The organism is Cupriavidus sp. 21MJTG02-4, from assembly GCF_057798975.1.
Genome location: NZ_JBYOJP010000011.1, coordinates 131027 through 156212, shown reverse-complemented (window position 1 = coordinate 156212; position 25186 = coordinate 131027). Strand labels below are relative to the sequence as shown.

Below are 25186 nucleotides of genomic sequence, written 5' to 3'. Positions count from 1 at the left end.
AAGAGCGCGTAAAGCTATGCGAGGGTCCAGGGCAGCGTTTCCCCAGCGAGGAACGTCTGGATTCGGCGTCCATCCGGCAGGTCGATGTTACCGGTGACGCGTGTCGGCGTCCGATGGAAGGTGACGCTTCCTTCGTTCAGCGGGACACCGTAGAAGCGCGCACCGTTCTCGCTGGCGAAGGCTTCGAAGCGGTGCAGGGCTTGTTCTTCTTCGAACACCGTCAGGTATGCCTGCAATGCGACAGAGGCACTGAAAATGCCGGCGCAACCGCATGCCGATTCCTTGGCGCTCGTGTCGTGCGGAGCGGAATCGGTGCCCAGGAAGAAGGCAGGCGATCCCGATGTGGCCGCACGCCGCAGTGCCAGTCTGTGCTGTTCGCGCTTGAGCACCGGTAGGCAGTAGAAGTGAGGGCGAATGCCGCCAGTGAACATCGCGTTGCGGTTGAACATCAGGTGCTGCGGCGTGATGGTGGCCGCCAGGCGGCCGCTTTCATCGCGCATGACGAAATCGGCCGCTTCCTCGGTCGTAATGTGCTCCAGCACGACTTTCAAACGTGGATAGAGGGTGAGGATCTGTGTCAGCGTCGTGCGCAGAAACGCCGCTTCCCGATCGAAGACGTCGATCGCCGGGTCCGTGGACTCGCCGTGGAGCAGCAGCGGCATGCCAATGTCTTGCATGGTCGCCAGGACGCTGGCAATCCGGTCGACCGATGTGACGCCATACTCGGAGTGCGTCGTGGCGCCAGCGGGATAGAGCTTGGCGGCAGCAAACGCTCCGCACTCGAATCCGGCACGGATTTCCCCGGGATCTGTGTCGTCGCAGAGATAGCACGTCATCATCGGCGTGAACGCCAAATCGCTGGGAAGTGCATCGCAAATCCGTTGCCGATAGGCCAAACCAGCCTTGATGGTCGTAACCGGCGGTTTCAGGTTCGGCATCACGATGGCCCGGCCGTACTGGCTGGCGGAAGCCGGTAGTACGGCACGCAACATATCGTCATCGCGCAGATGTAGATGCCAGTCGTCTGGACGACGAATCGTCAGCGTCTCAATGGTCATGACTTCCTCCCGCGCGGCATGGCTTCGAGCGCCTCGTACAGAACCTTCGTGCCGAGAATGAAGTCGTCCAGCTCCATGGCTTCGTCCGGATTGTGCGAGCCGTGTTCGTTGCGTACAAAAAGCATCGCAGTCGGGATGCCGGCATTGGCAAACAGCGACGCGTCGTGGCCTGCGCCGCTCGGGACCATTTCTACCGGCAGTTCCGCCTTGGCGCATGCGTTGCGCAGGAGATCCGAAAGCCCGGGATCCATCGTCGCAGGCGCGGATTCGATGCGGCGATCAAACTCGAAGTTCACGCCACGATCGCGGCTGATGGCCTTGCACTCGGTGCGGAACAGTTGGTAAAAGCCTTCGAGCATGTCCACGCTCTTGCTGCGGACTTCAAAACTAAAGTCCACCTTGCCGGGAATGCGCGAGATGGAATGTTCTGCAGGATCGGTGGAGACGATTCCGGTGGTAACGACCAAATCGCTACCGCGTTCCAGCAACACTTTCCAGTGCTCGTCGAGGCGGGTGATGAGGTCCGCTACCGCAAACATGGCATCTTTGCGCAGCCAGCGGGGAACAGCACCAGAATGTCCTGGTTCGCCAATACATGTCACTCGGTTGTGACGGACGTTGCCGCGAATCCCGGGCACCACGGCCAGTGGGAGCTTCCGCGCGACCATGACAGGGCCCTGTTCAATATGCAACTCCAAGTACGCTGCGGCCGAAGCCCTGTCGAAGAGTGGTTGCTGCGCTGCGATGGCGTCGACGTCGGCGCCCACCGCCGCCATGCATTCCGAGAGTGTTCGTCCGGAGCTACGGTGTTTTAGCGTGAGATCTTCCGGAGCCAGCTTACCCAGTGCTGCGCCAGAGCCCATATATGCCTTGCCGAACCAGGCGCTTTCCTCGCCGCGGAAAGCGATGACCCGAAGTGGCACACTACTGGAGACGGCCTGCTCTTTTCGCGCAATCTGGCATAGCAATCCGGCGATGATGCCGGCCAGTCCATCGAAGTTTCCGCCTTGCGGGACAGAATCCATGTGCGAACCTACCCATGCAGCCGGCGCGCTGGCGTCCTCGTCCGGCAGGGAGAAGACAAGGTTGGCGGCCTTGTCGTTCTGCACGCTGAGTCCGTGCTGGACGGCGACGCGACGCAGGTAGTCTGCCGCTGCGGATTCGCCCGCGCCGTAGCTGTCGCGCGTGACGCCGACACCGTCGAAGGACAATGCATGGATGTCCGCGAATAGCTGCTCGGCGAGTGGTTTGAGGTGGAGGATGTCCATTTCCTTATCTCGTTGCTCAACCGGATTGCTGGGCGAAGCGAAGCCAGCGGTCGCTAAGCTGGCGATCCAGAATTACCTGACCAGTGAGGTCGCGAATGGATTCAACGCCGGTTTGCGTGCAGAAGGCGTAAAGCCCATCGATGATCTTCTGCATCGCCGCCGGATCGCGGAATGAGGCGGTGCCGACCTGAATGGCAGAGGCGCCGGCCAACATGAACTCAATGGCGTCTTCAGCGTTTTGAATGCCACCGCAACCGATGATCGGGATGCGTACGGCGCGGTAGCATTGGTGCACCATGCGTAGCGCAATCGGCTTGATGGCCGGTCCCGAGACACCGCCCATGACGTTCCCAAGCTTGGGCTTGCGGGTACGGATATCGATCGCCATGCCCAGCACCGTGTTACCCATGACAATCGCATCGGCACCGGCTTCCTCGGCGGCCCTGGCCACCGCGGCGATGTTGCCGGCGTTAGGTGTGAGCTTTACCCAGAATGGATGCTTGGTACGACGGCGGATTGCGGACACGGCCTTGTAGGTCGTTTCCGGCAACATGGCGAAGGCCATGCCGTCCGCCTCCAGATTGGGGCATGAGATGTTCGCCTCTATTGCCGCGACCTCTGGCAGTGACATCTCTTCGCATGCCGCGCCAAACTCTTCCGCAGTGTCAGCAGAGATCGACACGATAACGGGAGTGTTGTACTGCGTGTAAGGCGGAAGTACTTCGTTCTTGTAGTAGTCCAGCCCCTTGCTCGGAATACCAATCGAATTGAGCATCCCGGTATAGGTTTCCGCCACGCGCGGCGTGGGGTTGCCGGCACGCGATTTTGGCGAAACGCTTTTGATGACCAGGGCGCCAAGCTTGTTCAGGTTCATGGCTTCGCGATACTCGATCGCAAAACAGCCGGATGCGGGCATTACGGGGTTGCGCAGCGTCAGGTCGCCAACCCGGACAGTCAAATTAGCCAAACTCCACCTCCCCAACCACTTCGCGAATCTTGAATACCGGGCCTTCGCGACACACGCGGAGGAACTGCTTGCCACCCTCGCAATCGAACAGGCGTACGCACGACAGGCACACACCCATACCGCAGGCCATGCGCTGCTCCATTGCGACCTCGCCTTGCACCTCGGGGTGGTCTTGCAGCACGCGCTGGAGCAGCATTAGCAGGCGGTGCGACCCGCAGGTATAAATGGCGTCGGGGGACTGCTCGGCGATGAGGCGGCGAATCAGGGCCTCCACGGACTCCACCGATGACGTGCCGTCGGTGTCCAAGACGCTATGCACCTCTGCTGTGGCGCCGCGCAAGAACTCCTTCTCCATCAGGTCGCCCGAGGTGCGTGCAGACATCACCGCGGTGATGCCCACGCCAGCTTCGGCAGCCTGATGGATCAGCGGAGCCATCGTGGCCAGACCTACGCCACGGGCCACGACGAGAATCCTTCGGAAGGATGGCTCGAACGTAAAGGTGTTGCCGAGCGGCCCAACAATGTCCATGTAACCATCGGTGGGAAGAGTGGCCATCGCCCTCGTGCCAACGCCAGTGACGTTGTATAGGAACTCGATTCGCCCGGATTCCGGGCCGGCGCCGTAGACGCTCATCGGCCGTAGCAGAAACGGTTGCTCCTCGGCAGTCGTTGGACAATTGAGCTGGTAGAACTGCCCGGGGCGCGTAATGTCGGCAATCGGGGCATCGGATTCGAGCCTGATGTACTTGTATCGCTGGTTGACCCAGTAGTGCTCAACAATTCGACAGCGATAGGAGGCTACGGTAGCCGCGGAATCCGCGCTACACACGGTGGCACACATGGTGGTAACTCCTGAGAAATGCGCTGCGCCGCACGGCGCAGCCTAAGGAATGTCCGGTAGGTTCCGGCGTTATTCGAGCTCGACGCCCTTGAGTTCAGGGATGAGGAAGATGGTGGCGATCATGTCCAGAACGTAAATGCTGGCAAGCAATGCGATCGCGAGTTGAAAGGAGTAGGTTGCCGCAATGGCGCCTACGACAATTGGTCCCAGCCCGCCGACTGCGCGTCCGATGTTGAACAGGACGTTTTGTGCGGTAGCGCGTGCCGCGGTGGGGTAGGCCTCGGAGATCAGTGCACCGTATCCACCGATCATGCCGTTGACGAACATTCCCATCACCGCGCCAGCCCACAGCATTGTCATGGGATCCGACAACTGGGCGTAAAACAGCACCATCGCCACTGCGCCTGCCTGGAAGATCAGGAACGTCGGCTTGCGGCCGATGCGGTCTGCGAGCTGGCCGAAGATGATGACGCCAATCATCATTCCGACGATCGTGACGGAGGTCCACATGGCCGATTTGGTCAGCGAGAAGCCCAGTGTCTTGGATAGATAGGTGGGCAGCCAGATCATGATGCCGTAATACCCGAAGTTCTGAACCGAACAAAGAACGACGATGCCAAGACTGATTCGCGTGGTCTTACCGTCAGCAACCAGCAACTTGAATGCATTGGGCTTTTTCTCCCTGCGGGTACTCCGGACAAACACTTCAGGCTCGTGCAGGCGATTACGGATGAACCATGCAACCAGTGCTGGGACGACACCAATCACGAACATGCCGCGCCAGCCGACAAGGGGCAGCAGCAATGGCGTCAGCAACGCAGCCATTAGCACGCCGGATTGCCAGCCCAGCGCGACATAGGATGAGACGCGGGCGCGCTTGCTGGCCGGCCACGCTTCGGCTGCGAGGGCCATGCCGATGCCGAACTCGCCGCCAAGGCCAATGCCGGCGATAGTGCGATAGACCAGCAGATCCCAGAACCCTTGTGCAAACGCGCACATGCCGGTGAACACGGCGAACAGGACAATGGTCCAGGTCAGCACGCGAACGCGTCCATAGCGGTCGCTGAGCGCGCCGAAGATGATTCCGCCCGCCACGGCACCGATCAGCGTCCAAGTGACCAGTGCTCCTGACTGGCTGGTGCTGAGCGCGAGCGCTGCGCCGATGGCCGGCAGCATGAAGCCCAGGATCAGAAGATCAAAGCCGTCCATGGCGTAGCCAATGGCCGATCCGGCCAAGGCCTTCCATGCGTACGGGGAAGTGGGGACCTCGGCCTCTGAAACTGACTGAGTGAGGGGCTGGCTTCGCATGCTGTCTCCATTTTTAGACTGTAAGAGCCTGAAAAACCACTGCATTGCGGTGCGCTTGGGATCCTGATGAGGATGAAGTGCTGATGCAGTGGAAGATCTTATTTTTTAGACTATGCCGGAACAATGCCGATTGCAAGCGATTTACGGCAATGTCGGGGTTTACGCCGAGGCGGGGCATGCGCAAGCATGATGCAGCTCGGTCGCATGCTACACTTTGGAAAATCCAATTAATGAGACGACGTTGCATCGGGAGGGATTGACTTCGAGGCGATTGGGGGCTTCGTGCCAACCGCCTTGCCGCGTTGGCTGCGCAGCAGCTATATGGGCTGAGCAGATTGAGAGGCGCACTCGGGATCTCGCGTTCGACTGAAAAAAATTGCGACACGCATCCTGGCTCTTTGGAGGCCGTCTCATTCCTGCTTACCTGCCCAAGCTACGATGGGTAGCTCGAGCAGGTGTTGAGAGATGAAATATCGACGAAGGCAATGCTAGGTGGCCGCAGTCAAGCTCGGCATGTTGACTCTGACAACACTAGCCTTGTCGCTGTAGAGCGACATCCGAATTGTCATGCCGCTTCAAATAGGTGGCATCGCGTCGAAGTACATGAACACAAGGTTCTGAATGCGTGAAGCGTAGCTCCATGATCAGGCTGGTCATATCGTCAACGTATGCGAGCAGCGTGCAGACGCTGCGTCGCACACCACAGCCATCAGCCTGCGGATCGTACCCTTTGACAGGTTCAGCCCGTGGCATTCGTGCAGCTTCTTGCATGCAGCGTAGATCCGAAATCCAAAGAACGTTCTCGGAAAAAGGCCTGAGCCGCGGCCTCCCGTTCAGCCGAACAGGCATTTGTCGCGGGGCGCCTACGCGTGCGAGACACTAGCCCGACGGGCCTTTCGGCCTGTAGTGCTCCAGCAACGGCCGAAGCTGCCAGTCCGTGATGGGCGATCGTTCGGCAGCCATGCTGCGCTGCAACTGACCTTCAATGCTGCCTGGGCTGTCTTGGCCCCATCAATTTCAATGACCTCGGATCTTAGGATCTAGTAATTGCTTGGCCACCTCCCTCACGTTCGACCGGGCAGGCTGAATATCATGGGGAGCGCCTCACACCTCACGCAGACGTTTCTGTTTTACTAGACCCGGACTCACTACGTTGCTTCTACACCCTCATCAAAACTCAGCTATCTTGGCCGGATCGAAGAAATATTGGGGAGGCATCAGTTGGATTTTGCCACGCAAGCTTCAAGGTCTTAGACTGCTCTGTTAAAAGAACTGGCGCCGTTCGTCGTAGTCGAGCACAATCCGGTTCATCGCATCCAGAAGGGCCTGAGTATTTCCTAGCGCCGGCTCAATTGTCTTCATATAGCCGAGCAACTGGATCTGGGCTGCGTTCGCGACTTCGGTCGTGATACCTTCGTCGTCATGCAAGATTACGTAGGAACGTGCGAAACCGTAGATTAGGAAATAGGCAGCAGCATTGCCGATATCGCTTTTCATCAGCTCTAGCGACTGTTGCTTTACCTTTAGGAAGGCGTCCGTTCCGGGGGCACTCTGTGCAAACTCGGCGGTGACGGTCTTGAAGTCCATATGTCTCTCTATTTCAAACGATCAAATCAAACCTGTTGCAGCATGCGCCGCAAAAGCCTGGCGCCATCGATTCCCTTAAAGGACCGCTGCCATAGTGCATCGACCATGCTGGTGTACAGCGAGACAGCCTCAGGCGCGGCGGTTACAGACGCAATGCCTCCGGATATATTGGGAAACTCCCCGAATCGAAACGGGCTGACCGCGACATAGGAGCCTGTCGGACGCTCGAAGATCTGGAACGTGGCGTTTGGCATGCTCTCGTTCACGATGCCGATTTGCATACCGGCCGGTTGCTGCTCGAGTAGCCCGGCAATGCGCTCCACTTCGGCTCGGGCAGCGAGCGAGCGTTCCATCCTTGTCGCCGGGGGCAAATCCATTCGGCCAATCAATCCAAAGTGCACGAACCGTTCGAGTTCCCGCAAACCAATAAGACTGACAATCGGTGTTGGCTGAGAAGCATAGGACGTTTTCCGCTCGCGCAGCAACTCCATGACGGCCTGGATACGGCTCTCATCGTTGTCTCCACCTTCCTGTAGCATCTGCTCGAGATACCTCTCATAGTTTGGTGAGGTGAGCAGGAATGAAATCGGTTCGAAGTGGGCCAGGATGCGCGTCGCGCCTTGCTCAAGCTGACGCATTCGCTCGATGTAGGCAATGGCCGACGGATAGTATTCAGTTCCCGCTCCGAGCAACGACTCCAGCGAAGTCCCCAGAATGGCGGCCAAGCGATCTAGCGTTTCGATCTTGACGATCTCGCCCTTCTCCATTCGATAGACGGCAGCGCGCGAAATGCCGAGAACGTCGGCAATCTGTTCGGCACGCAGTTGAGCGCCCAAGCGATAGGCCCGAAGCCGGGCACCGATCGCTTCGAAGTCGATCTCCCCGGGTGCCGTCGCGCAACGTGGCATAGATGTCTCATTAATTAGATTTTGTCACTATAGCATGCCACAGCCATGAGAGGGCTGTATTTGTACTGAAGCGCTAGGCGTAAACCCCGAAAAAATACAAACAGCTTGCTTTTGTGATGCGTCCCGCATAGTCTAAAAAAAGAGATTTGCGGCGGCGCTGGCCTGCAGGATCACTGACCCGGCTCGACGGCCAGCGCTGCTGTGTTTTTGCGCTTTTTCAGTCTAAAAATGGAGACAGCATGAGAAGTCAGCCACTCACCCAACCGGCGCAGGACGTCGAGTCACCACTTACTCCCCCCTATGCTTGGAAGGCCTTGGCGGGATCCGCCATTGGCTATGCCATGGACGGATTCGACCTGCTAATCCTGGGCTTCATGCTGCCGGTAATCAGTGCGGCCCTGGCACTGAACTCCAGCCAGTCGGGTGCGCTGGTGACGTGGACCTTGATTGGGGCAGTGGCCGGCGGCATCGTCTTCGGAGCCCTGAGTGACCGCTATGGGCGAGTACGGGTGCTGACCTGGACCATAGTTCTGTTCGCCGTGTTTACCGGAATGTGTGCGTTCGCTCAGGGGTTCTGGGACCTGCTAATTTATCGCACCATCGCGGGCATCGGCCTGGGCGGGGAGTTCGGCATCGGCATGGCCCTGGCGGCCGAAGCGTGGCCAGCCGCCAAGCGCGCACGCGTTTCATCCTATGTTGCCCTGGGCTGGCAGACGGGCGTGCTGATGGCCGCCTTACTGACGCCAGTGCTGCTGCCCGTGGTGGGCTGGCGCGGTATGTTTGTGGTCGGTGTGATTCCGGCCCTGGTTGCATGGTTCATCCGAAACCGCCTTCACGAGCCCGAAGTATTTGTGCGCAGCGCGCGCGCAGGGAACAAGCCCAACGCCTTTCGGCTGCTAGTGGCCGACGGCAGGACCGTGCGTACCAGCCTTGGCATCGTAATTCTCGCTTCAGTCCAGAACTTCGGCTACTACGGCATCATGATCTGGCTGCCCACCTACCTATCCAAAGTCCTGGACTTTTCGCTGACCAAGTCGGCAATGTGGACCTCGGTGACCATCGTCGGCATGATGATCGGCATCTTTGCCTTCGGCCAACTGGCAGATCGCATCGGCCGCAAACCGACGTTCCTGATCTTCCAGGGCGGATCCGTGGTGATGGTGCTCCTCTATGCCAGGCTGTCCGACCCCATGACGATGCTGTGGGCAGGCGCTGTGATGGGCATGTTCGTCAACGGCATGCTCGGCGGCTATGGTGCGCTGATCTCGGAAGCCTATCCGACGGCTGCCCGCGCTACCGCGCAGAATGTGCTCTTTAACATTGGGCGTGCGGTGGGCGGGCTCGGTCCCATCGTCGTAGGCGCCATAGCGGCTGCCTACTCGTTTCAAATCGCGATCGCGCTGCTCGCCGGCCTCTACGTCATTGAAATGATCGCCACCGTATTCCTGGTGCCTGAACTCAAGGGTATCGAACTGGAATGACGCCGGACTGAGCAAGGCAATCCCCGGACGTGCAACCTCAGCCGAGACCGCGGATGAATTCGGCGTGCAGACGATGAAATGTGACTTCCGGAAGCGGTCGCGATCGAAGCCAAATATGTCCTGCTCGAGACTATCTGCGAGGTGGTCTCGGCGATCCGCCGGAGCACCGAGCATCCGTTCTGGGTCAAGCTGACGCCGAGTGCTGGGATGCGACATTCTGATGCCCGTGCCCACATATGCGGTTAATACCGGCCGCGGTCGAGCGCAGCAGCGTCCGTCCCGGTTATAACGCCAGCGGAAGCTCCCGTCGGGCGTGCAGAAACAGGACTATTCCATGTCAGAAACAAACGTTAAGCCCATAGTCGTTGGAGTGCAGATCAGCAAGCACCACACATTCAGTAAGACCCCGAAGCAGGCCATCCGGCTCATCGAGAACTTTGGCGTCGAGGGCGACGCCCATGCGGGCACGACCGATCAGCATGCGTACCACGTTAAGCGCTTTGGCCAGCAGCCCAATCTCCGGCAGGTTCATCTGATCCAGACGGAACTGTTCGACGAGTTGGACCTGAAAGGGCATTTGGTCCGGCCGGGCGACCTCGGCGAGAATATCGCTACACGACATCTCGACTTGTTGGGCCTCCCGACCGGAACCCGCCTGCATCTGGGCAATGACGCTGTGATTGAACTGACGGGCCTACGCAATCCATGTGTGCAAATTGAGCAGTTCAAGCCGGGGTTGCTCCAGCACGTGGTGGAAGCTGAACCCAGTGGGCTGGTGAGGAAGGCAGGGGTCATGAGCATCGTGATCCGCGGCGGCGAGGTCCGCCCAGGTGACACAATCGAGGTCGAGTTGCCACCACCGCCTCATGCACCGCTCGTCTACCGCCCGCCGGTCCTCGATCTGCGCATCACGTCGATCCGCCGGGAAGCGGAAGGCATTCATTCAGTGGAATTGCGGGCCCTGGACAACGGCCACCTTCCGCCCTTCACTGCAGGAGCGCACATCGATCTCATGCTGGCGCCCGACCTGACGCGGAGCTACTCTCTGAGCAACGCTCCACATGAGCGGGATCGCTACATCGTCTCCGTCAACAAGGACCCGAACAGCCGGGGTGGTTCTCGGCACGTGCACGAACGATTGCGAGTCAGTGACCGGCTGCAGGTTAGTCCGCCGCGCAACCACTTCCAGCTCGACGAGACCGCTGAACACACGGTGCTAATCGCAGGCGGAATCGGCATCACGCCGCTAAAGGCGATGATCGCCAGACTCGAGCACCTCGGCCACAGTTGGAAGCTGTTCTACACCACGCGAAATCGCGCGGTGGCGGCGTTTCTCGACGAGCTTCAAGCAATCGAGGATATTAAGCCCGGGCGCATCCACTTTCATTTCAATGCTGAGGCCGGGGATAAAATATTTGATATCCCCGCAATCGTGAAGGGGGCACCTGCCATGGCGCATTTCTACTGCTGTGGTCCCCGACCGATGATCGAGGCGTTCCAAGCTGCGACCGCGTCGCTGCCGAAGGCGCAGGTTCATGTCGAGCACTTCGGAGGCAAGCCCTCGATGGCCGAAGGCGGGTTTAAGATCGTGTTGCAGCGCTCCCAGCGGACGCTAGAAGTGAACCGTGGAAGCACGATCCTCGATACCTTGTTGGCCGCACATGTCAGTGTTCCCTATTCGTGCAGGGAAGGCGTGTGTGGATCGTGCAAGGTTAGAGTCCTCGACGGCATCCCAGACCACCGCGACCTTGTGCTTAGCCCTGAGGAGCGGGCCCGAAATGACCAGATCATGGTGTGCTGTTCAGGCACGAAGACGTCGTCGCTGGTGCTGGATTTATAGTCTTAGGACGAAGCTGATGGCAGATGCGGGGTAGGCAGTTGCACTGGCCAAAAGCTCTAGAAGGCGAGAAATCAGGTCGCGCCCATGGTGTCTCGCAAATTTGCATAGTTGCCCTGTAGGCAGTTGCCGAGTCCCGCGGTGTGATAAATATGTTGCTCTTGCGGATTGAGCGGATCCTCCTGGGATTGGGCGTGTCGTTCGGCAGCAGAAGTCCGTTTTCAGATTGGAGCCGACAATCGAATGGCAGGGGAATTCCGTGGGCGAGCGGCCGCTCCTGGTCGACTGCCGCCGTTCGGTCCAGCAGGCTCCAACGTTCGCCCCGGAGGAAAGCGGTCATTCAGAGCTTCGTCGAGGCCTGGCACATCGTCCCCTCGGCCTGGGCTGCGGGGACTGCCGTCTTCACAGCCTCGACAAGAAGGCTGTAGTCTTTCGGGTGCCACAGAAATGCAAAGGAATCCGAGCTGTTATCAAGGGACGTGGCCGTTATGACTACGCCTTGCTTTTCGAGCTCGCAGCTTTCAAAGATGGCGGCAAACTCATCACGGACCACTAAAACTCTTTTACCGGGGAACGCCGCTTTTAGCTGTGTCACTTTCTCGGTCAATGCTTCATATACACCGCGGTGGTACATGGCTTTAGTGCGAACGCGAAGCGGTACGATTGCGTTCAACCTCGCTGCGGACTGATCATTGTAAAAAGTAAAACTACTCTACGTCCCAACTTAACCTTCGAATTGATCTAGCCCAAACGAAGTAGAGATGCGAGTGCCGCATGCTGCTCATCTAATCATAGCGGATAGCATTATGGGCCCAGGTAGCCCGTGCTGAGCGGCCTTCGAAAAGTTGCCGAGAGGGGTCAACTCACGACGTATTTATATTCGGGACAAAGTGCGGATACCCACACTTCTCGATTGCGGGGTGTTCGTATGCTTGATCGTGGGAACGCGGATCTCGCCCGCTTGACCATCAATCCCTTCTACGTGATCCTGTTCTACGCAAGGGCAGGCGCCTTCCCTCTCTTATGGAGCAGCCATGCGTCTAGCTGGATACGCGAGAAATCACTGGGGCGAGCGCCCCCCGGTGCGCCGGAGACCGCAGCGCAGACGCACGCCTCATGCGGGCGCGCGGGGGGTTCAACATCAACCAGTTGGTCGCCGAGTTCCGGGCGCTTCGCGCCAGCGTATTGCGCTTGTGGATCAACGAATTTCAGTTGGTCGCTGCGGATCTGGACGACATGGTGCGCTTCAACGAAGCCATTGATCAGGCAGTCGCGGAATCCGTGGATTTTTTCAATGCGGAGGTGGAGCAATCTCGCGATCTGTTGCTCGGCATGCTTGGACATGATTTGCGAAGTCCCCTCCAAACCATCCAGATGACTGCTACCTATCTGGCCGCACTGAACGCCGGGGAAAAGGTATCAGCAGCGGCAGTCCGACTGATTCGAAGCGATGTCAGCATGAATTCTCTCCGGGATGATCTGTGCGATTTCAACCGAACGAAGCTTGGCCTCGGTATCAACATCGCACCTACTGATGTCGACCTGGCTAAAGTGGTCGGCAATGCCGCGGACCAGTTGCGCGCAGCGAATCCGGCCCACCGCATCGATCTTGAGCTAAGCGGCAATTTGGTAGGTGCTGGGGACGGTTCGCGCCTGCAGCAACTGATTTCCAATCTGGTGCTCAATGCGATAGCGTACGGCGCGCCGGACAAGCCGGTCCGCGTTGTAGTAACCGGTTACGATGCGGAAGTTAGTCTCGAGGTTATCAACAGCGGCCCAGCCATTGACCCCTGACGCTGGATCGGATCTTCGACCCGCTGAGCAGAGGCCCAGATCAGGAAGACAACAACCCGCGCGGCCTCGGGCTCGGACTGTATATCGCGAGCGAGATTGCCAAAGCCCATCACGGATCGATCATCGCCCGGTCCGACCAGGAGGAGACCGCATTTGACGTGCGTCTACCGCGTCGCGCGGTAGCAGCAGCCTCAAGGAAGGTCTGAGTTCGCAAGCAACCTACTTCATCTGGCCGCAATGGCCGCTTGCGAGGCTGAGTTGACGTCGGAATGTCCTCGCGACGTGCTGGCGAGCGACGGCTCATGGCCGGGGACGGCCCGACGCCGAGCACAACGGAGCACTTTTCCTGGACCGTTCCGCGTAGGGCAGAAGTCGACCCACTACCGTCATTAGCCCCGCACCACTCGGGCGTCAGCTTCGACGGGCGTGGCGAAGTATGAGGGCAGGATGCCATCAGCGCCGGCATTCCAGATGTATGGCAACTTTCCTCCCGCTCTCACCTGGCGTCCCGCAAGCGCTATATAAAGACCAGTACACCTCCGATGACTAATAGGGTGACCATCATTCCAGCCCACAGCCCGTTCCGCCTGCCTGACCGACGCGCCGGCCGACATATCGCCCGTTCGGACCGATGAAGCTCTCCCAGACCGCCGCTGTAAAGCTTTTCCCAACGCATTTCCATCGCAAGCCTCCTTCTACAGCCAGATTTTTCAATCTGCAGGCTGTCTTTGCAATAGGGGATTGGCCGATAATGGGCTTCGATGTACGGGGCCAATTGGGGATCCGGCTGTCACACATCAGTCCTTGAAGATGCGAGCAAAAGAGGCATTACTGCGCATTCAGTAGCAAGCGTTGCACCTGTGTGGGCACGCAAAATCCAGACGTGTCATGGGGGTACTGTGTCGGCAACAAGGAGGTCCGGCGCAGTCCACAGCGGTCTACGTAACCTCGGGCGGACGCCTTTTGGCAGCGTGGAGCCTATTTTGGTTTTCAATGAACAAAGGGGAGCAGGGTGCGAACGGTTGCAGTTCTGGATTTCGAAACGACGGGATTGTCGCCAAGTCGAGGTGACCGAGCAACGGAAATTGCTGTGATCCTGCTGCGCGACGGTGAAATCGTCGACCGATTTCAAAGCTTGATGAACGCAGGAAGGCGTATCCCCTCGCAGGTTGTCAGCCTGACCGGGATTACCAATGACATGATTGCGGATGCCCCTGCTGCGTCCAAGATCATGGGTGAAGCGGCACGGTTTGTCGGCAGACATCCGGTGGTAGCCCACAATGCTGGTTTCGATCGAAGATTTTGGCGAGCCGAGCTTGGGCTACTGGACATCGCAGCCGATCAGCACTTCGCGTGCACGATGCTTACTTCCAGACGCATCTACCCGCAGGCTCGAAATCACAAGTTATCGACACTCGTCGATATGCTTCAACTGCCTACGACGGGGCGTGCACACCGAGCAATGGCCGACGCGGAAATGACCGGTCATTTGTGGAATCGCCTGCAACACGATATTGCTCAGACATATGGAGTGAGTCAGGTCGATTACGCACTCATCGCCCGTGTGCAGGCCACGAGCAGCGCTAAGGTCCCAACGCTCCTGCGCTCGTTAGGCCAGACCTAGTACGTACATCAATCATCATCCACCGTTTGCCGAATGGCCGCTATATCTGACCCGACAGATTACAAGAGCCGGGACGGCAGCGTGAAGTCCTTGCCCTCGGACTGGCGAGCGCTCCCTCTGCCTTCCGTAATGGCGGACCCTTTGATGATCCGAGAACTCCAGCGCAGTAACCATGGACCTTCTATCGGTCGTTCTCTTACTGCTCCTAGCCGTATTTTCGCTGAATTCAGTTGGCATACATCGATGGTTTCGGATTGAATTGTGCACCTATAATGTGAAGATGCAACCAGTTGTAGATGTAAGCTCGGATTGGCTTTAAACTCTCTTCTCTCAGACCTCGACTAGAAAGGAAACTCACATGGCATCCTATAAGGAACTCATGTCCCAGAAGCAGGCCCTCGAAGCCAAACTGGCAGAGGTCCGCGCGAATGAGGTAGCAGGCGTGATCGAGAAGATTCGGACCCTGATGGCGGAGTATGGCTTGGCGGTCGAAGATATCGCCAAGCGCCGTCGCGGCCGTCCCGCGGTTAACAGTGCAAGCAAGCCGAAGTCGGAACTGCCTCCAAAGTACCGCGACCCCAAGACCGGCAGGACCTGGTCCGGCCGTGGTCGTCAACCGGCTTGGCTCGGTAGGAACCCCAAGAGGTTCCTGATTGCAGAAGAAGCCTAAACCTTGACTTCTGCTCCCCGGAATAGAGTTCGCCCCTGTCCGCAAGGCAGGGGCTTTGTTTTTTGAGAGCAGTACCATGTCCTTTGAAGCGATTCACGCCGAAATCATGCTTGCTCGGCCATACCTGATTCCTCGCGAACGCACAGAGAAGGGGATTAGGAATGGGTATTCTTATTGGCTGCGGGTTCCGCCCAGCAAGGAACTGCGAGTCATCCGTCTTTCGCAAGAAGGTGGTAGCTACGAGCTTGTACGTTCGGCCAGCGAGCGCCAAAGACGAGAGAAGGTACGACAGCGTTTCTCTGGCTCTGTAGCCGAACTCTTGGCCATTATCGACGAGCAGGTTGAAATCATCCAAAAACAGTCGATCTAGTCACTTTTTGCTTTGGTAGCGACCAGGACATCCATCCTTGGCCTCTTCCAATTTCGGAACCCGTGCCAGAAGCCCTCCCTGCCAGCGTCAGCGTACCTGTTTCTGCGTACGACGGGCCGGGGCTCTCGCAACGCCGAATGGTCAACTGGTCGACTACAGTTCAGTCGCGAAGCCCCGCTTTCGCAGAAAGCTGGTGAGGCGGTGCAGCATGGAACCAACTGGCTGCGAAACTACTCTCAGCACGGCGGCTTTAGGCCAGTACGCATGTTCGCCAGCACCGGCGCCGTTTCCTGTCGTCCGTCCCCCTTGGTCGGCCGGATGAATCCGGGTGCGAATGTCGGTACTATTGGTCCCAGCCCTTCTTTCATCAAACGGCAGCAATGCGCGTTGGACGCCCCATACCTGCACCAGTACAGCACGTCTGCGAATATTGCGGCAACGTTGCCCGGCTTGCCCAGGCGGGCGACTCCGCGTATCCCTACCTTGAGGATCACGGACCGGTTTGGATCTGTGTGCCATGCGAGGCCTGGATCGGCGTCCGTCCTCGCAGCCGTCAGCACACACCGCTCGGTCGACTTGCGAATGCAGAACTGCGCGACGCGAAGAAGCGCTTGCATGATGCGCTAGAGCCCCTGGTAGCCGCAAAGATGCGCCGTCATGGCGTGAACCCATTCGAGGCGCGCGGCAAGGCGATCAAGTGGCTGGCGAGCGAGCTTAGTTTCAATTTGTCGACACCAAGTATTCATGCATTGAGCCATGAACAGTGCGAACAGGCGATCCGTTACGTAGCCGACTTTCAGGGGGCACGCCAGCGATTGAGCGATCAGGCGTCGTCAGCGAGTCGTAAGAAGGATCCTGCGTCAGGAGAGAACTGATGTGCTATTCCGCCCAAATCCAGGCCAGCTATCGCAGGTACGTGCGAGAGTTCGGTGCACACATCAGCCTGGAGCGCTTTGTGGATCTTTTCTGGGAAAAGCGACGCGATGGCGGCTGGTCGAAGCTGCCCAAGGCCATGCTAGCGGCATTCGAGGCGCCGACCAACGACGGGGAGCGTGTCATTGCGGACCTGATCGCCTCGGCCGAGCGAGAGCAGGCCGGCCTCTTTGAGGCAGAGCTGTTCCAGCAGAAGACGCGTCTGACGGCTGCCGAGCGCACGCTGGCCACCAAGCGGACGAAGAAGGCGGAGAACGACCAGCGCATCGCCACGGACAAGATTGCAAGGGCGCAGCGCAACCTGGCTGATCTGCAGCGCACCGAATTACTCCCTCGCGATTCGCGGATATTTCCGGGTTACTACGCGCCCGTGCTCGTCGTTGAGGATGGCCAGCTCACCGTCATTCCGATGCGCTATCAGTGCCGACTGCCTGGCTGGACTGCGGCGATGGAACGACAGAAGCCCGGCACCTACAATGCGCGCCGCGACAGTCTCAAGAAGGCCTGGCGCCAGCTTTATGGCTACAAGCACGGCATCGTGATCGTCAATGCCTTCTACGAAAACGTCGCTCGCCACCGGCTGGAGCATCGTGAGCTCGCGCCGGGCGAGGTCGAGGAGAACGTGGTGCTGGAATTCCGCCCGGAGCCGCAGCAGGACATGCTGGTAGCATGCCTGTGGTCCTTGACAAAGGGGGAGGAGGGCGAAGCTGACCTCTACTCGTTCGCCGCAATCACCGATGAGCCACCACCAGAAGTGAGCGCAGCCGGTCACGACCGTTGCATCGTGCCGATCCGCCGCGAGAACGTCGACGCGTGGTTGCACCCAGATCCGAAGAACCTGCCGGCACTCGATGCCATTCTGGAAGAACGCAGCAGGCCCTATTACGAGCATCGACTGGCCGCGTGACTACGGTGGCCTCCCATGGCCCACGATACTTGGCCGGATTCAAACTGCTTCAGCGCGGGGAATGCATCACTTCAACGAAATTAGGCGCTATCGAAGTGCGCATTGGTGCATATTTATGATCGGTTACTTTATCCGTTTGATGGCACCCGTTAGTACCTGCTTAGTCGTCCAGTACCCGTCCCATGGGTCAACCAGCTGGAAACTGAGGTGCTCGCGGGCATCCCGAATGGTCCACTGGTCGCCGCTTTTCAACTTGAAAAGCTCGTCCCATGCAACGGGCATGGAGACGCCAAGCCCGGGTCTTGCGCGAGCGGAAAAAGCGGCTGCAGTCGTCTGCGAGAAGCCGTTACGTAAGTAGTCGACGAAGATTCGCCCTTTGCGATTGGCCGCCCCCGAGCGGGAAGTGAAGCGTTGTGGCAACGTGGCGGCAAGATGTTGGACGGCTGCGCGGGAAAACGCTTTCACCTCATCGTAAGATCGACGTGGTGCTAATGGCACGACGACATGAAGACCCTTCCCGCCACTGGTCTTGAGCCATGATTGCAGGCCAAGTTCATCCAGCAGCGTGCGCACCAGGACAGCTGCTTCGAGCATGGTTTCCCACCTCACACCTTCCCCGGGATCCAGGTCAAAGATGACGCGGTCGGGACGGTTAATGCTGCCAACGGTGGAATTCCAGGTGTGGAACTCGACCACATTCATTTGGGCAGCCGCGACAATCGCTTCAGGCGAATCGGCTGTGAGCAGCGCCGCATGGCCTGGCCAGAGGGAAGCGGGCTGTTCGGTCAGGCCTGGCATTGCTGTTTCTGCATGCTTTTGGAAAAACCTCGTGGCGTCGATCCCGTCGGGTGCGCGCACCAGGGATAGCGGCCTATCCTGAAGGTGGGGAAGCATGAGTTCTGCCACGCTCTCGTAGTAGCGGACCAGTTCGACCTTTGTGATGCCTTCAGACTTGTCGATGACACGATCGGGGTTGGTGACCTTGATGGCGCTGACGCCGTGGGGCGTCACAGACGTTTGGACCGCCTCCCGCCGGATCGACTTGGCGGGATGGTCGACGCGCAGGCCTTTGAAGGAGGCATGGCGCACATGTCCCTCGGGTGTCCACTCGGAAAACTCAACCTCTGCAACGAGCGTCGGCCTTACCCACCGCTTCGTGGCTTCCCGACTTCCGCCCCATCGACGGCTGGAACGCGCCTCCGTGGAAAAGGGGCTTTGCTCGATCTCGATGGCGGGCAAGCGCTTCTTCAGTTCCGCGGCGGTCGCACTGTCCCAGCCGGTACCGACCCCGCCGGCATAGCGAAGTTCTCCCTGCTCATACACGCCAAGATAGAGCTTGCCGACTTCAGCGGTAGCCCCTGTGCGGTCGGAAAAGCCGCCAATCACAAACTCCTGCCGCAGCTTGCATTTGGCCTTGAGCCAGGTCTGGGATCCCGCCGAAACATAAGCGGCGTCTGCCCGCTTGAACATCAAGCCTTCCAAGCCTAGTTTGCACGCAGCCTGGAAAATCTGTGCCGGTGGCGCATCGAAGGCCTCGCTGAAGCGCACGCGCTCGGAATGACTCGCCACAAGGCCTTCCAGCTTTGCCCGCCTCTGCAGCAACGGAACATTGCGTAAGTCCCGACCTTCCCAGAAAGGAAGATCGAATGCGAAGAAGACGATCGCGTCGTTGCGATGCCGGTCAATGGCATTCTGCAGTGCATTGAAATCGGGCACGCCATCGCGCAACACGACGATCTCACCATCGAGCCAGCCTTCCGAAATGTCCAGCTTTTCGAGCTCGGTGGCGAGGGACTTCAGCTTACTCGTCCAGTCATGACCATTCCGAGTGAAGAGGGTCACCTTGGCATCTTCAATTCTTGCCAGCATGCGATAGCCGTCGAACTTGGTTTCGATGATCCAGCCCGAGCCATCGGGGAGTGTGGGCGACAATGTGGCCAGTTGCGGGGCCAGCTTTACCGGTAAAGGCGCAAGCGGACCATCCTCGATCGTCTCAGAGGAATCTGTGTGAGACGTGGTCAACGACGGCTGGGTCACCGCACCCAGCGGTTTCGCTATGACGCTGTCCGGAAAGGCTGCCAACACGTCGAACTCGGCAAGGGATCGTGCCCAGGCGTCTCGCTTCTTGAACAGAATCCACTGTTCCGACTTGTCACCTGATTTGGCGATACGCAACAGCTCCCAACGGCCCGCTAGCTTCTCGCCGTAAAGGTCGAACAGCAGCTTGCCCGCTGCCATCCCCTCACGCGGATCGCCGACAGGCTCCCAGGTCCCACGGTCCCAGACGATCACGGAGCCGGCCCCATACTGTTTAGCCGGAATCTCACCCTCAAAGCTGGCGTAGTCGAGCGGATGATCCTCCGTATGGACGGCGATGCGCTTTTCATTGGGATCGTAACTGGGTCCCTTTGGCACGGCCCAGCTCAGCAGGACGCCATCGAGCTCGAGCCGGAAATCATAGTGCAGTCGTCGCGCCCAGTGTTTCTGAATGACGAAAGAGAGCTTCGGGGGAGCGTCGTGCTTTCACTTGGCACGTCCCGATGGCTCAGGCGTGATCGCGAAATTTCGCTTGGCGTTGTAACGCTCAAGAGACCCTTTCCGGGATGTCATGGCACGATGGACTTTGGGATTGATTGCCGGTGATACCTGGCGGAGTGCAAGGCGACTCGTCATGATTTCCGCCTGCGCTCGTCACGATGCCAGCTGCAATGAGACCCATCGCGCTGCGCGGGACGCCAGTGATCTCTGGACCGTCGCAGAGGGTGTACAAGTCCATCAGGCTTGCTTCCGCGTCTTTTTGGCCGGTGTTACTGCCGCCTCAGTATTGGCACGCTTCGAACCGCGTCTCACCGGTGGCTTCGCTTCCTTGACGGACGATTTGCCCGCAGCGGCCCCTTTGGGTACGCCAATGCTCATGCGCAGGGCCTCCATCAGGTCGATGACTTCGGCGCCGGTTGCCGCGCCGCCTGTTTCCGGAGCAATCGTGATCGCTTGACCAGCAATCTTCTTGTCAATCTGCGCCAGGATTCGCTGCTTCTCCTCGTCGGTGTACTCCGCCGGGTCGTACCCATCCACCGTCCCTTGTTCGATCAGTTGCTCCGCCAACGACAGTTCGGCCTTTGAAACATTGACGGGTTCGATATGCAGTTCCGCCATGGAGCGGACCTCATCAGCGTACAGAAGCTGCTGCAAAACAAGACCGTCGTCGCCGACACGTATCTGGACCATGTATTGCTTACCCCTCCAAGCCCACTTCGCGAGGGCGCATTTTCCCGAGGCGCGCAGGGCTTCGACCAGCAGACTGTATGGCTTTCCGCCGCGTTTGTCGGGACCCAGGTAATAAGCCTTCTCATAGTAGATTGGATCGATGGCGGCTAGCGGCATGAACGCGATGATATCGATGGTTTGCTGGGTCGCCTCCTCAAGCGCCTTGAGTTCGCTCGGCTCGAAGATGACATACCTGTCTTTCTCGAACTCATAACCCTTCACCATGTCGGCACGGTCAACGACAACGCCTTCCCGCTGGCAGATGTACTGCTGTCTAAGGCGTGAGCCGCAGCCCTTATGGAGAAGGTTAAAGCTGATTGCCGCCTTGCTTTCCGTAGCGGAAAAGACCTTGACTGGTATGGACACGAGCCCAAAACTGATCGACAACGAGGCGATAGAGCGCGCGGCCATCTGGCACTCCTGATCCGGGTGGATACCGGCCTGTAAGCGGTTTGCTAGAGGACTGGCCGGCGCCGATAAGGCCTCAGCCAGAAAGCACTTCGAGAATCGCGAGCTTGTTCTAACCCTTGACGTCTCGAGGGTCATGACCAAAAGAGTTGCGCTCTCGTATCTGGCCATCCCGACCATGGATGAGCAACTCAACCTTTTTTCGCTTGGCGCGTTCTGTCCCGGCGGAAATGGCAGCTTCCTGGGTGGGATACAGGGAACGCTCGCCGCCGCCGGCGGCTTCGACGGCCCAGCCGTCATCGGCGGGGACGACATGAATGTTTGCGGTGGCCATGATGACCTCCTGCGAACTGGTATAGGCTTAGTCTGCTGTCCGCTCAGTGGCTGAACTATCAGTTGGTGTCCTACAAACGAGTTGTACGGCCCCGTTGTCATAACAATTCCGCCGTCGCTTCCGGCCACGATGGCCCGAACATGCGGTATTCGGCACGTGGCAAAAGGGGACGAGCAGCTCAACGCGCTTGGCTGGTACTCTCCTCGGCCGTTCGTCAGGTGGCCACCTGCTTTGTCTAAGGTCTCCACGCCAAAACTGCAACGCTTACCTGAAGCGTGCCATCTGTTCAGAGTGGCATGCCTGTTCGTTGTCTCGATGTTTCCGTTGAGAAAACTTGGGGCGCGGGCGAATAAACGATGGTGGGTGTCTATTACGAGTTCGTTGGTCGTAGACAAGAGTCGACTCGCGGCCTGCGCACGTGGTGTTGGCTAGCTACTAGAAAAAACGTGATACGGTGGGTGCGTCAGCAGAAATTGCGGCTGGCGGTGTCAAGGCGACCAAGCATCGGAGACAGATCCACGATGCGCTGCGCGATCAGATGGCGGACTTCGCCTTCGCATTGCCACTGTCCATAGATGCCGGCCATCCTCGCGGTGAGGACCTCTTTGCGAAAGCGTTCGAAGACGCCAGGCCACACGATCACGTTCACAACGCCGGTCTCATCCTCCAATGTCATAAAGATGACGCCATTTGAGGTGCTCGGGCGCTGCCGCACCGTCACAATGCCGGCCGCACGGGCGGTCTGCCGCGGCTGGTATTGCGCAAGCTCCGAGGCTGGCACAAAACGCCGCTCGGTCAGTATTGGGCGCAGCAAGGCGAGCGGGTGGCGCCGAAGCGTCAGACCCATCGCCCGGTAGTCCCCGACGATCTCCTCGCCCTCGGTCGCCTGCGCCAGTTCCGCCGGCTCTTCGACGAGTTCGGCGGCCCGCAGCATGTCCTTGTCGGGCACCGCCGCAGCGGCCAGCCAAAGGGCCTGCCGGCGCCCGCCGGTCATCGCTGCCAGGGCATTGCCTGCGGCGAGCGCTTGCAGGTCGTTCCGATCGAGCCCCGCTCGCCGGGCCAGCTCCGCAGTGCTGGCGAACGGCCGAATCGCGTGGGCCTCCTCGATGCGGTGTGCTGCCTCTCGCCGCATGCCGCGCAGCAGGGACAGGCCGAGTCGCACGGCAGGCCGCGCGCCGTCACCGAGAGAATGTTCGAGCGCGGAATCCCAGCCACTTACCGACACATCAGCGGGCAGCACGATGACGCCGTGGCGCTTCGCATCCTGCACCAGCTGCGAGGGCGTGTAGAAGCCCATGGGCTGGCTGTTCAGCATCGCGCAAAGGAAGGCCTCGGGCTCATGGCATTTCAGCCAGGCGCTGGCGTAGACGAGCAGGGCGAAGCTGGCCGCGTGGCTCTCGGGGAATCCGTATTCGCCGAATCCCTGGATCTGGCGGAAGATGCTTTCGGCGAACTCGCGGTCGTAGCCGCGCTCGAGCATGCCCGAGACGATCCGATCATAGTATTTATCGATACCTCCCTTGCGCTTCCACGCAGCCATGGCGCGCCGCAACTGGTCGGCCTCGCCGGCCGAAAAGCCGGCGGCCAGCATGGCCACCTGCATCACCTGCTCCTGGAAGATCGGCACGCCCAGCGTGCGCGACAGCGCCTTTTCCATCGCGGCACTGGGGTAGGTGACGGGCTCGAAGCCCTGCCGTCGGCGCAGGTAGGGGTGCACCATGCCACCCTGGACGGGTCCCGGCCGGACGATGGCGACCTCGATGACCAGATCGTAGAACGTTCGCGGCTTCAGGCGTGGCAGCATCGACATCTGGGCGCGCGATTCGATCTGGAACACCCCCACGGTATCGGCCTGGCAGATCATGTCGTAGGTCGCCGGGTCTTCCGCGGGAATGTCCTGCAGCTCGAAGGCTTCGCCGCGCTGGTCGGCGACGAGGTCCAGTGCGCGTCGCACGGCGGACAACATGCCGAGCGCCAGCACGTCCACCTTGAGGAGACCCAAGGCGTCCAGATCATCCTTGTCCCACTGGATCACGCTGCGGTCCACCATCGCGGCATTCTCAATGGGCACGAGTCGTGACAGCTTGTCGCGCGCGAGTACGAATCCGCCTGTGTGCTGGGACAGGTGGCGCGGAAAACCGAGCAACGCGACGGCCATGTTCGCCCATCGTTGGGAAAGCTCGGCTTCGGCGTCGACGCCGCTTTCCGCGAAGCGCTTGAGCAGGTCCGCCTTGCCATCGAACCAGTGATGCGACTTGGCCACGAGGTCCACGATGGCCGGGTCCACGCCGAGAGCTTTGCCGGTATCGCGCAAGGCGCTGCGCGGACGGTAAGTCGTCACCGCGGCCGCGAGCGCTGCCCGATCTCGCCCGTACTTGCGGTAAAGGTACTGGATGACCTCTTCGCGTCGCTGGTGCTCGAAGTCGACGTCAATGTCGGGGGGCTCGCCGCGCTCCTTGGAAATGAACCGCTCGAACAGGAGGTTGCCGCGCGCGGGGTCCACTTCCGTGATGCCCAGGCAGTAGCAGACCGCGGAATTGGCCGCCGAACCACGGCCCTGGCATAGGATACCGTTGGAGCGTGCGAAGCGGACAATGTCATAGACGGTCAGGAAGTACCGCTCATAGTCCATGTCCCGGACGAGCGCCAGTTCGTGCTCGAGCTGCTGTTGCACGACCAGAGGGATGCCGGCGGGGAAGCGGCGGTGCGCACCGGCGTAAGTCTCGGCGCGCAGATAGTCCGCGGGTGCGGTGCCGTCCGGCACCACTTCGTCGGGGTATTCATACCGCAACTCGTCCAACGAAAACTGGCAGAGGTTGGCGATGTGGATGGATTCGGTGAGGTAGCGGTGCGGGTAGATGTTCGCCAGACGCAGGCGCGAACGCAGGTGCTGCTCGGCATTGGGTGCCAGGTCGTAGCCGCACTCTGGAACAGGACGGCCTACTCGGATCGCCGTCAGCACGTCGTGCATTGGCTTGCGCGAGCGCACGTGCATGGTGACGCAGCCGGTGGCCACGAGGCGCAGATGGTGGCGCGCGGCGGCCGCCTCGACCGTCCCGCGGTGAATTTCGTCCATCGGGCGGTACAGCAGGTTCAGGCCCATCCAGGCCCGACCCGCGAAAGTGGTGCTTACCCATGACGCTTGCGTGTCGAGCTTGTCGGCTGGCACGCCGTAATCCGGCGTGAAGACGACCAGGCAATCGGGCAACCCCTTGAGGTGCTGGTAGGGCGCCTCCGGTGCCGCAAGGTCGCGTGGGGTCAGGACATACGAGCCTTTGGCGGCGCGCATGCGGGCCAGCGTAATGAGCTCGCATAGATTGCCATAGCCTTCCCGGTTTCTGACAAGGGCCAGAAAGGACAGGGCAGGGGAGCCATCGGCATTCTGCAAGCGAAACGACGCCCCCACGACCAGGCGCATGCCTGCCTTCTTCGCCTCGGTGTGCGCGCGCACAATCCCGGCCAGCGAGCATTCGTCCGTGATCGCGAGCGCGTGGTAGCCCAGCTGTGCCGCGCGCTCGGCCAGCTCTTCAGGGCGGGATGCCCCCGTGAGAAAGGAGAAGTTGGACAGGCAATGCAGTTCCGCATAGTCGGGCAGGCCTGCTGCGAGGATCTCACTCATGGTGG

18 protein-coding genes and 3 pseudogenes are annotated in these 25186 nt (G+C 59.6%); 9 read left to right on the top strand and 12 right to left on the bottom strand.

Annotated elements, in window-relative coordinates; translation table 11 throughout:
• Nucleotides 1–14: 14 nt before the first annotated feature.
• From pyrC to AC3FKH_RS21730, 7 genes are all read right to left on the bottom strand, one after another.
• Nucleotides 15–1058, bottom strand: a complete 1044-nt coding sequence (gene pyrC, locus AC3FKH_RS21760; protein WP_483735040.1) for a dihydroorotase — start codon at nt 1056–1058, stop codon at nt 15–17.
• Nucleotides 1055–2326 carry a hydantoinase/carbamoylase family amidase gene (locus tag AC3FKH_RS21755; RefSeq protein ID WP_483735041.1) on the bottom strand — a complete coding sequence of 424 codons (1272 nt, stop codon included), beginning with the start codon at nt 2324–2326 and terminating at the stop codon, nt 1055–1057. Before AC3FKH_RS21755 ends, pyrC begins: the two co-directional genes overlap by 4 nt.
• A 16-nt stretch (nt 2327–2342) precedes the next feature.
• Nucleotides 2343–3293 (bottom strand): dihydroorotate dehydrogenase, encoded by a 951-nt coding sequence (locus tag AC3FKH_RS21750; protein WP_483735042.1) that lies wholly within the window; start codon nt 3291–3293, stop codon nt 2343–2345.
• Nucleotides 3286–4134, bottom strand: coding sequence for a dihydroorotate dehydrogenase electron transfer subunit (locus AC3FKH_RS21745; RefSeq protein ID WP_483735043.1), 849 nt, complete (start codon nt 4132–4134; stop codon nt 3286–3288). Before AC3FKH_RS21745 ends, AC3FKH_RS21750 begins: the two co-directional genes overlap by 8 nt.
• A gap of 69 nt (nt 4135–4203) precedes the next feature.
• Nucleotides 4204–5442, bottom strand: coding sequence for an MFS transporter (locus tag AC3FKH_RS21740; protein WP_483735044.1), 1239 nt, complete (start codon nt 5440–5442; stop codon nt 4204–4206).
• 1263 nt (nt 5443–6705) lie between these two features.
• Nucleotides 6706–7029 carry a hypothetical protein gene (locus AC3FKH_RS21735; RefSeq protein ID WP_483735045.1) on the bottom strand — a complete coding sequence of 108 codons (324 nt, stop codon included), beginning with the start codon at nt 7027–7029 and terminating at the stop codon, nt 6706–6708.
• Nucleotides 7030–7055: 26 nt separating this feature from the next.
• Nucleotides 7056–7937, bottom strand: coding sequence for a helix-turn-helix domain-containing protein (locus tag AC3FKH_RS21730; RefSeq protein ID WP_483735046.1), 882 nt, complete (start codon nt 7935–7937; stop codon nt 7056–7058).
• A gap of 239 nt (nt 7938–8176) precedes the next feature.
• Between AC3FKH_RS21730 and AC3FKH_RS21725 the strand changes: the two genes are divergently transcribed.
• From AC3FKH_RS21725 to AC3FKH_RS21715, 3 genes and pseudogenes are all read left to right on the top strand, one after another.
• Nucleotides 8177–9418, top strand: a complete 1242-nt coding sequence (locus AC3FKH_RS21725) for an MFS transporter (RefSeq protein ID WP_483735047.1) — start codon at nt 8177–8179, stop codon at nt 9416–9418.
• A gap of 334 nt (nt 9419–9752) precedes the next feature.
• Nucleotides 9753–10250, top strand: a pseudogene (locus tag AC3FKH_RS21720) (MOSC domain-containing protein); the annotation flags it as partial.
• A 69-nt stretch (nt 10251–10319) separates the two neighbouring features.
• Nucleotides 10320–11258, top strand: a complete 939-nt coding sequence (locus tag AC3FKH_RS21715; RefSeq protein WP_488677939.1) for a PDR/VanB family oxidoreductase — start codon at nt 10320–10322, stop codon at nt 11256–11258.
• A gap of 337 nt (nt 11259–11595) precedes the next feature.
• On the opposite strand, the gene AC3FKH_RS21710 is transcribed toward AC3FKH_RS21715, so the two are convergent.
• On the bottom strand, nt 11596–11928 hold the full coding sequence (locus AC3FKH_RS21710; protein ID WP_488677900.1) for a hypothetical protein: 333 nt from the start codon (nt 11926–11928) through the stop codon (nt 11596–11598).
• Nucleotides 11929–12306: 378 nt separating this feature from the next.
• Between AC3FKH_RS21710 and AC3FKH_RS21705 the strand changes: the two are divergent.
• The 6 genes and pseudogenes from AC3FKH_RS21705 to AC3FKH_RS21680 all read left to right on the top strand — a co-directional run.
• Nucleotides 12307–13255, top strand: a pseudogene (locus AC3FKH_RS21705) (sensor histidine kinase); the annotation flags it as partial.
• Nucleotides 13256–14061: 806 nt separating this feature from the next.
• Entirely contained in the window at nt 14062–14673 is a 612-nt protein-coding gene (locus tag AC3FKH_RS21700) for a 3'-5' exonuclease (RefSeq protein WP_488677899.1), read from the top strand.
• Nucleotides 14674–15031: 358 nt separating this feature from the next.
• Complete coding sequence (locus AC3FKH_RS21695) at nt 15032–15343, top strand: H-NS histone family protein (protein ID WP_488677898.1); 312 nt, start codon at nt 15032–15034, stop codon at nt 15341–15343.
• A gap of 76 nt (nt 15344–15419) precedes the next feature.
• Complete coding sequence (locus AC3FKH_RS21690) at nt 15420–15713, top strand: hypothetical protein (protein WP_488677897.1); 294 nt, start codon at nt 15420–15422, stop codon at nt 15711–15713.
• Nucleotides 15714–16093: 380 nt separating this feature from the next.
• Nucleotides 16094–16588, top strand: coding sequence for a zinc-finger-containing protein (locus tag AC3FKH_RS21685; protein WP_488677895.1), 495 nt, complete (start codon nt 16094–16096; stop codon nt 16586–16588).
• On the top strand, nt 16588–17553 hold the full coding sequence (locus AC3FKH_RS21680) for an SOS response-associated peptidase family protein (RefSeq protein ID WP_488677894.1): 966 nt from the start codon (nt 16588–16590) through the stop codon (nt 17551–17553). Before AC3FKH_RS21685 ends, AC3FKH_RS21680 begins: the two co-directional genes overlap by 1 nt.
• Nucleotides 17554–17676: 123 nt before the next feature.
• Here AC3FKH_RS21680 and ligD read toward each other — a convergent pair.
• From ligD to AC3FKH_RS21660, 4 genes and pseudogenes are all read right to left on the bottom strand, one after another.
• Nucleotides 17677–20163: pseudogene (gene ligD / locus AC3FKH_RS21675) on the bottom strand (DNA ligase D).
• A gap of 165 nt (nt 20164–20328) precedes the next feature.
• A complete protein-coding gene (gene ku / locus AC3FKH_RS21670) occupies nt 20329–21231 on the bottom strand; it encodes a non-homologous end joining protein Ku (protein WP_488677893.1) in 903 nt (300 codons plus the stop codon).
• A gap of 109 nt (nt 21232–21340) precedes the next feature.
• Entirely contained in the window at nt 21341–21562 is a 222-nt protein-coding gene (locus tag AC3FKH_RS21665; RefSeq protein WP_488677892.1) for a DUF2188 domain-containing protein, read from the bottom strand.
• Nucleotides 21563–22025: 463 nt separating this feature from the next.
• A complete protein-coding gene (locus tag AC3FKH_RS21660) occupies nt 22026–25181 on the bottom strand; it encodes an error-prone DNA polymerase (protein WP_488677891.1) in 3156 nt (1051 codons plus the stop codon).
• Nucleotides 25182–25186 lie beyond the last annotated feature (5 nt).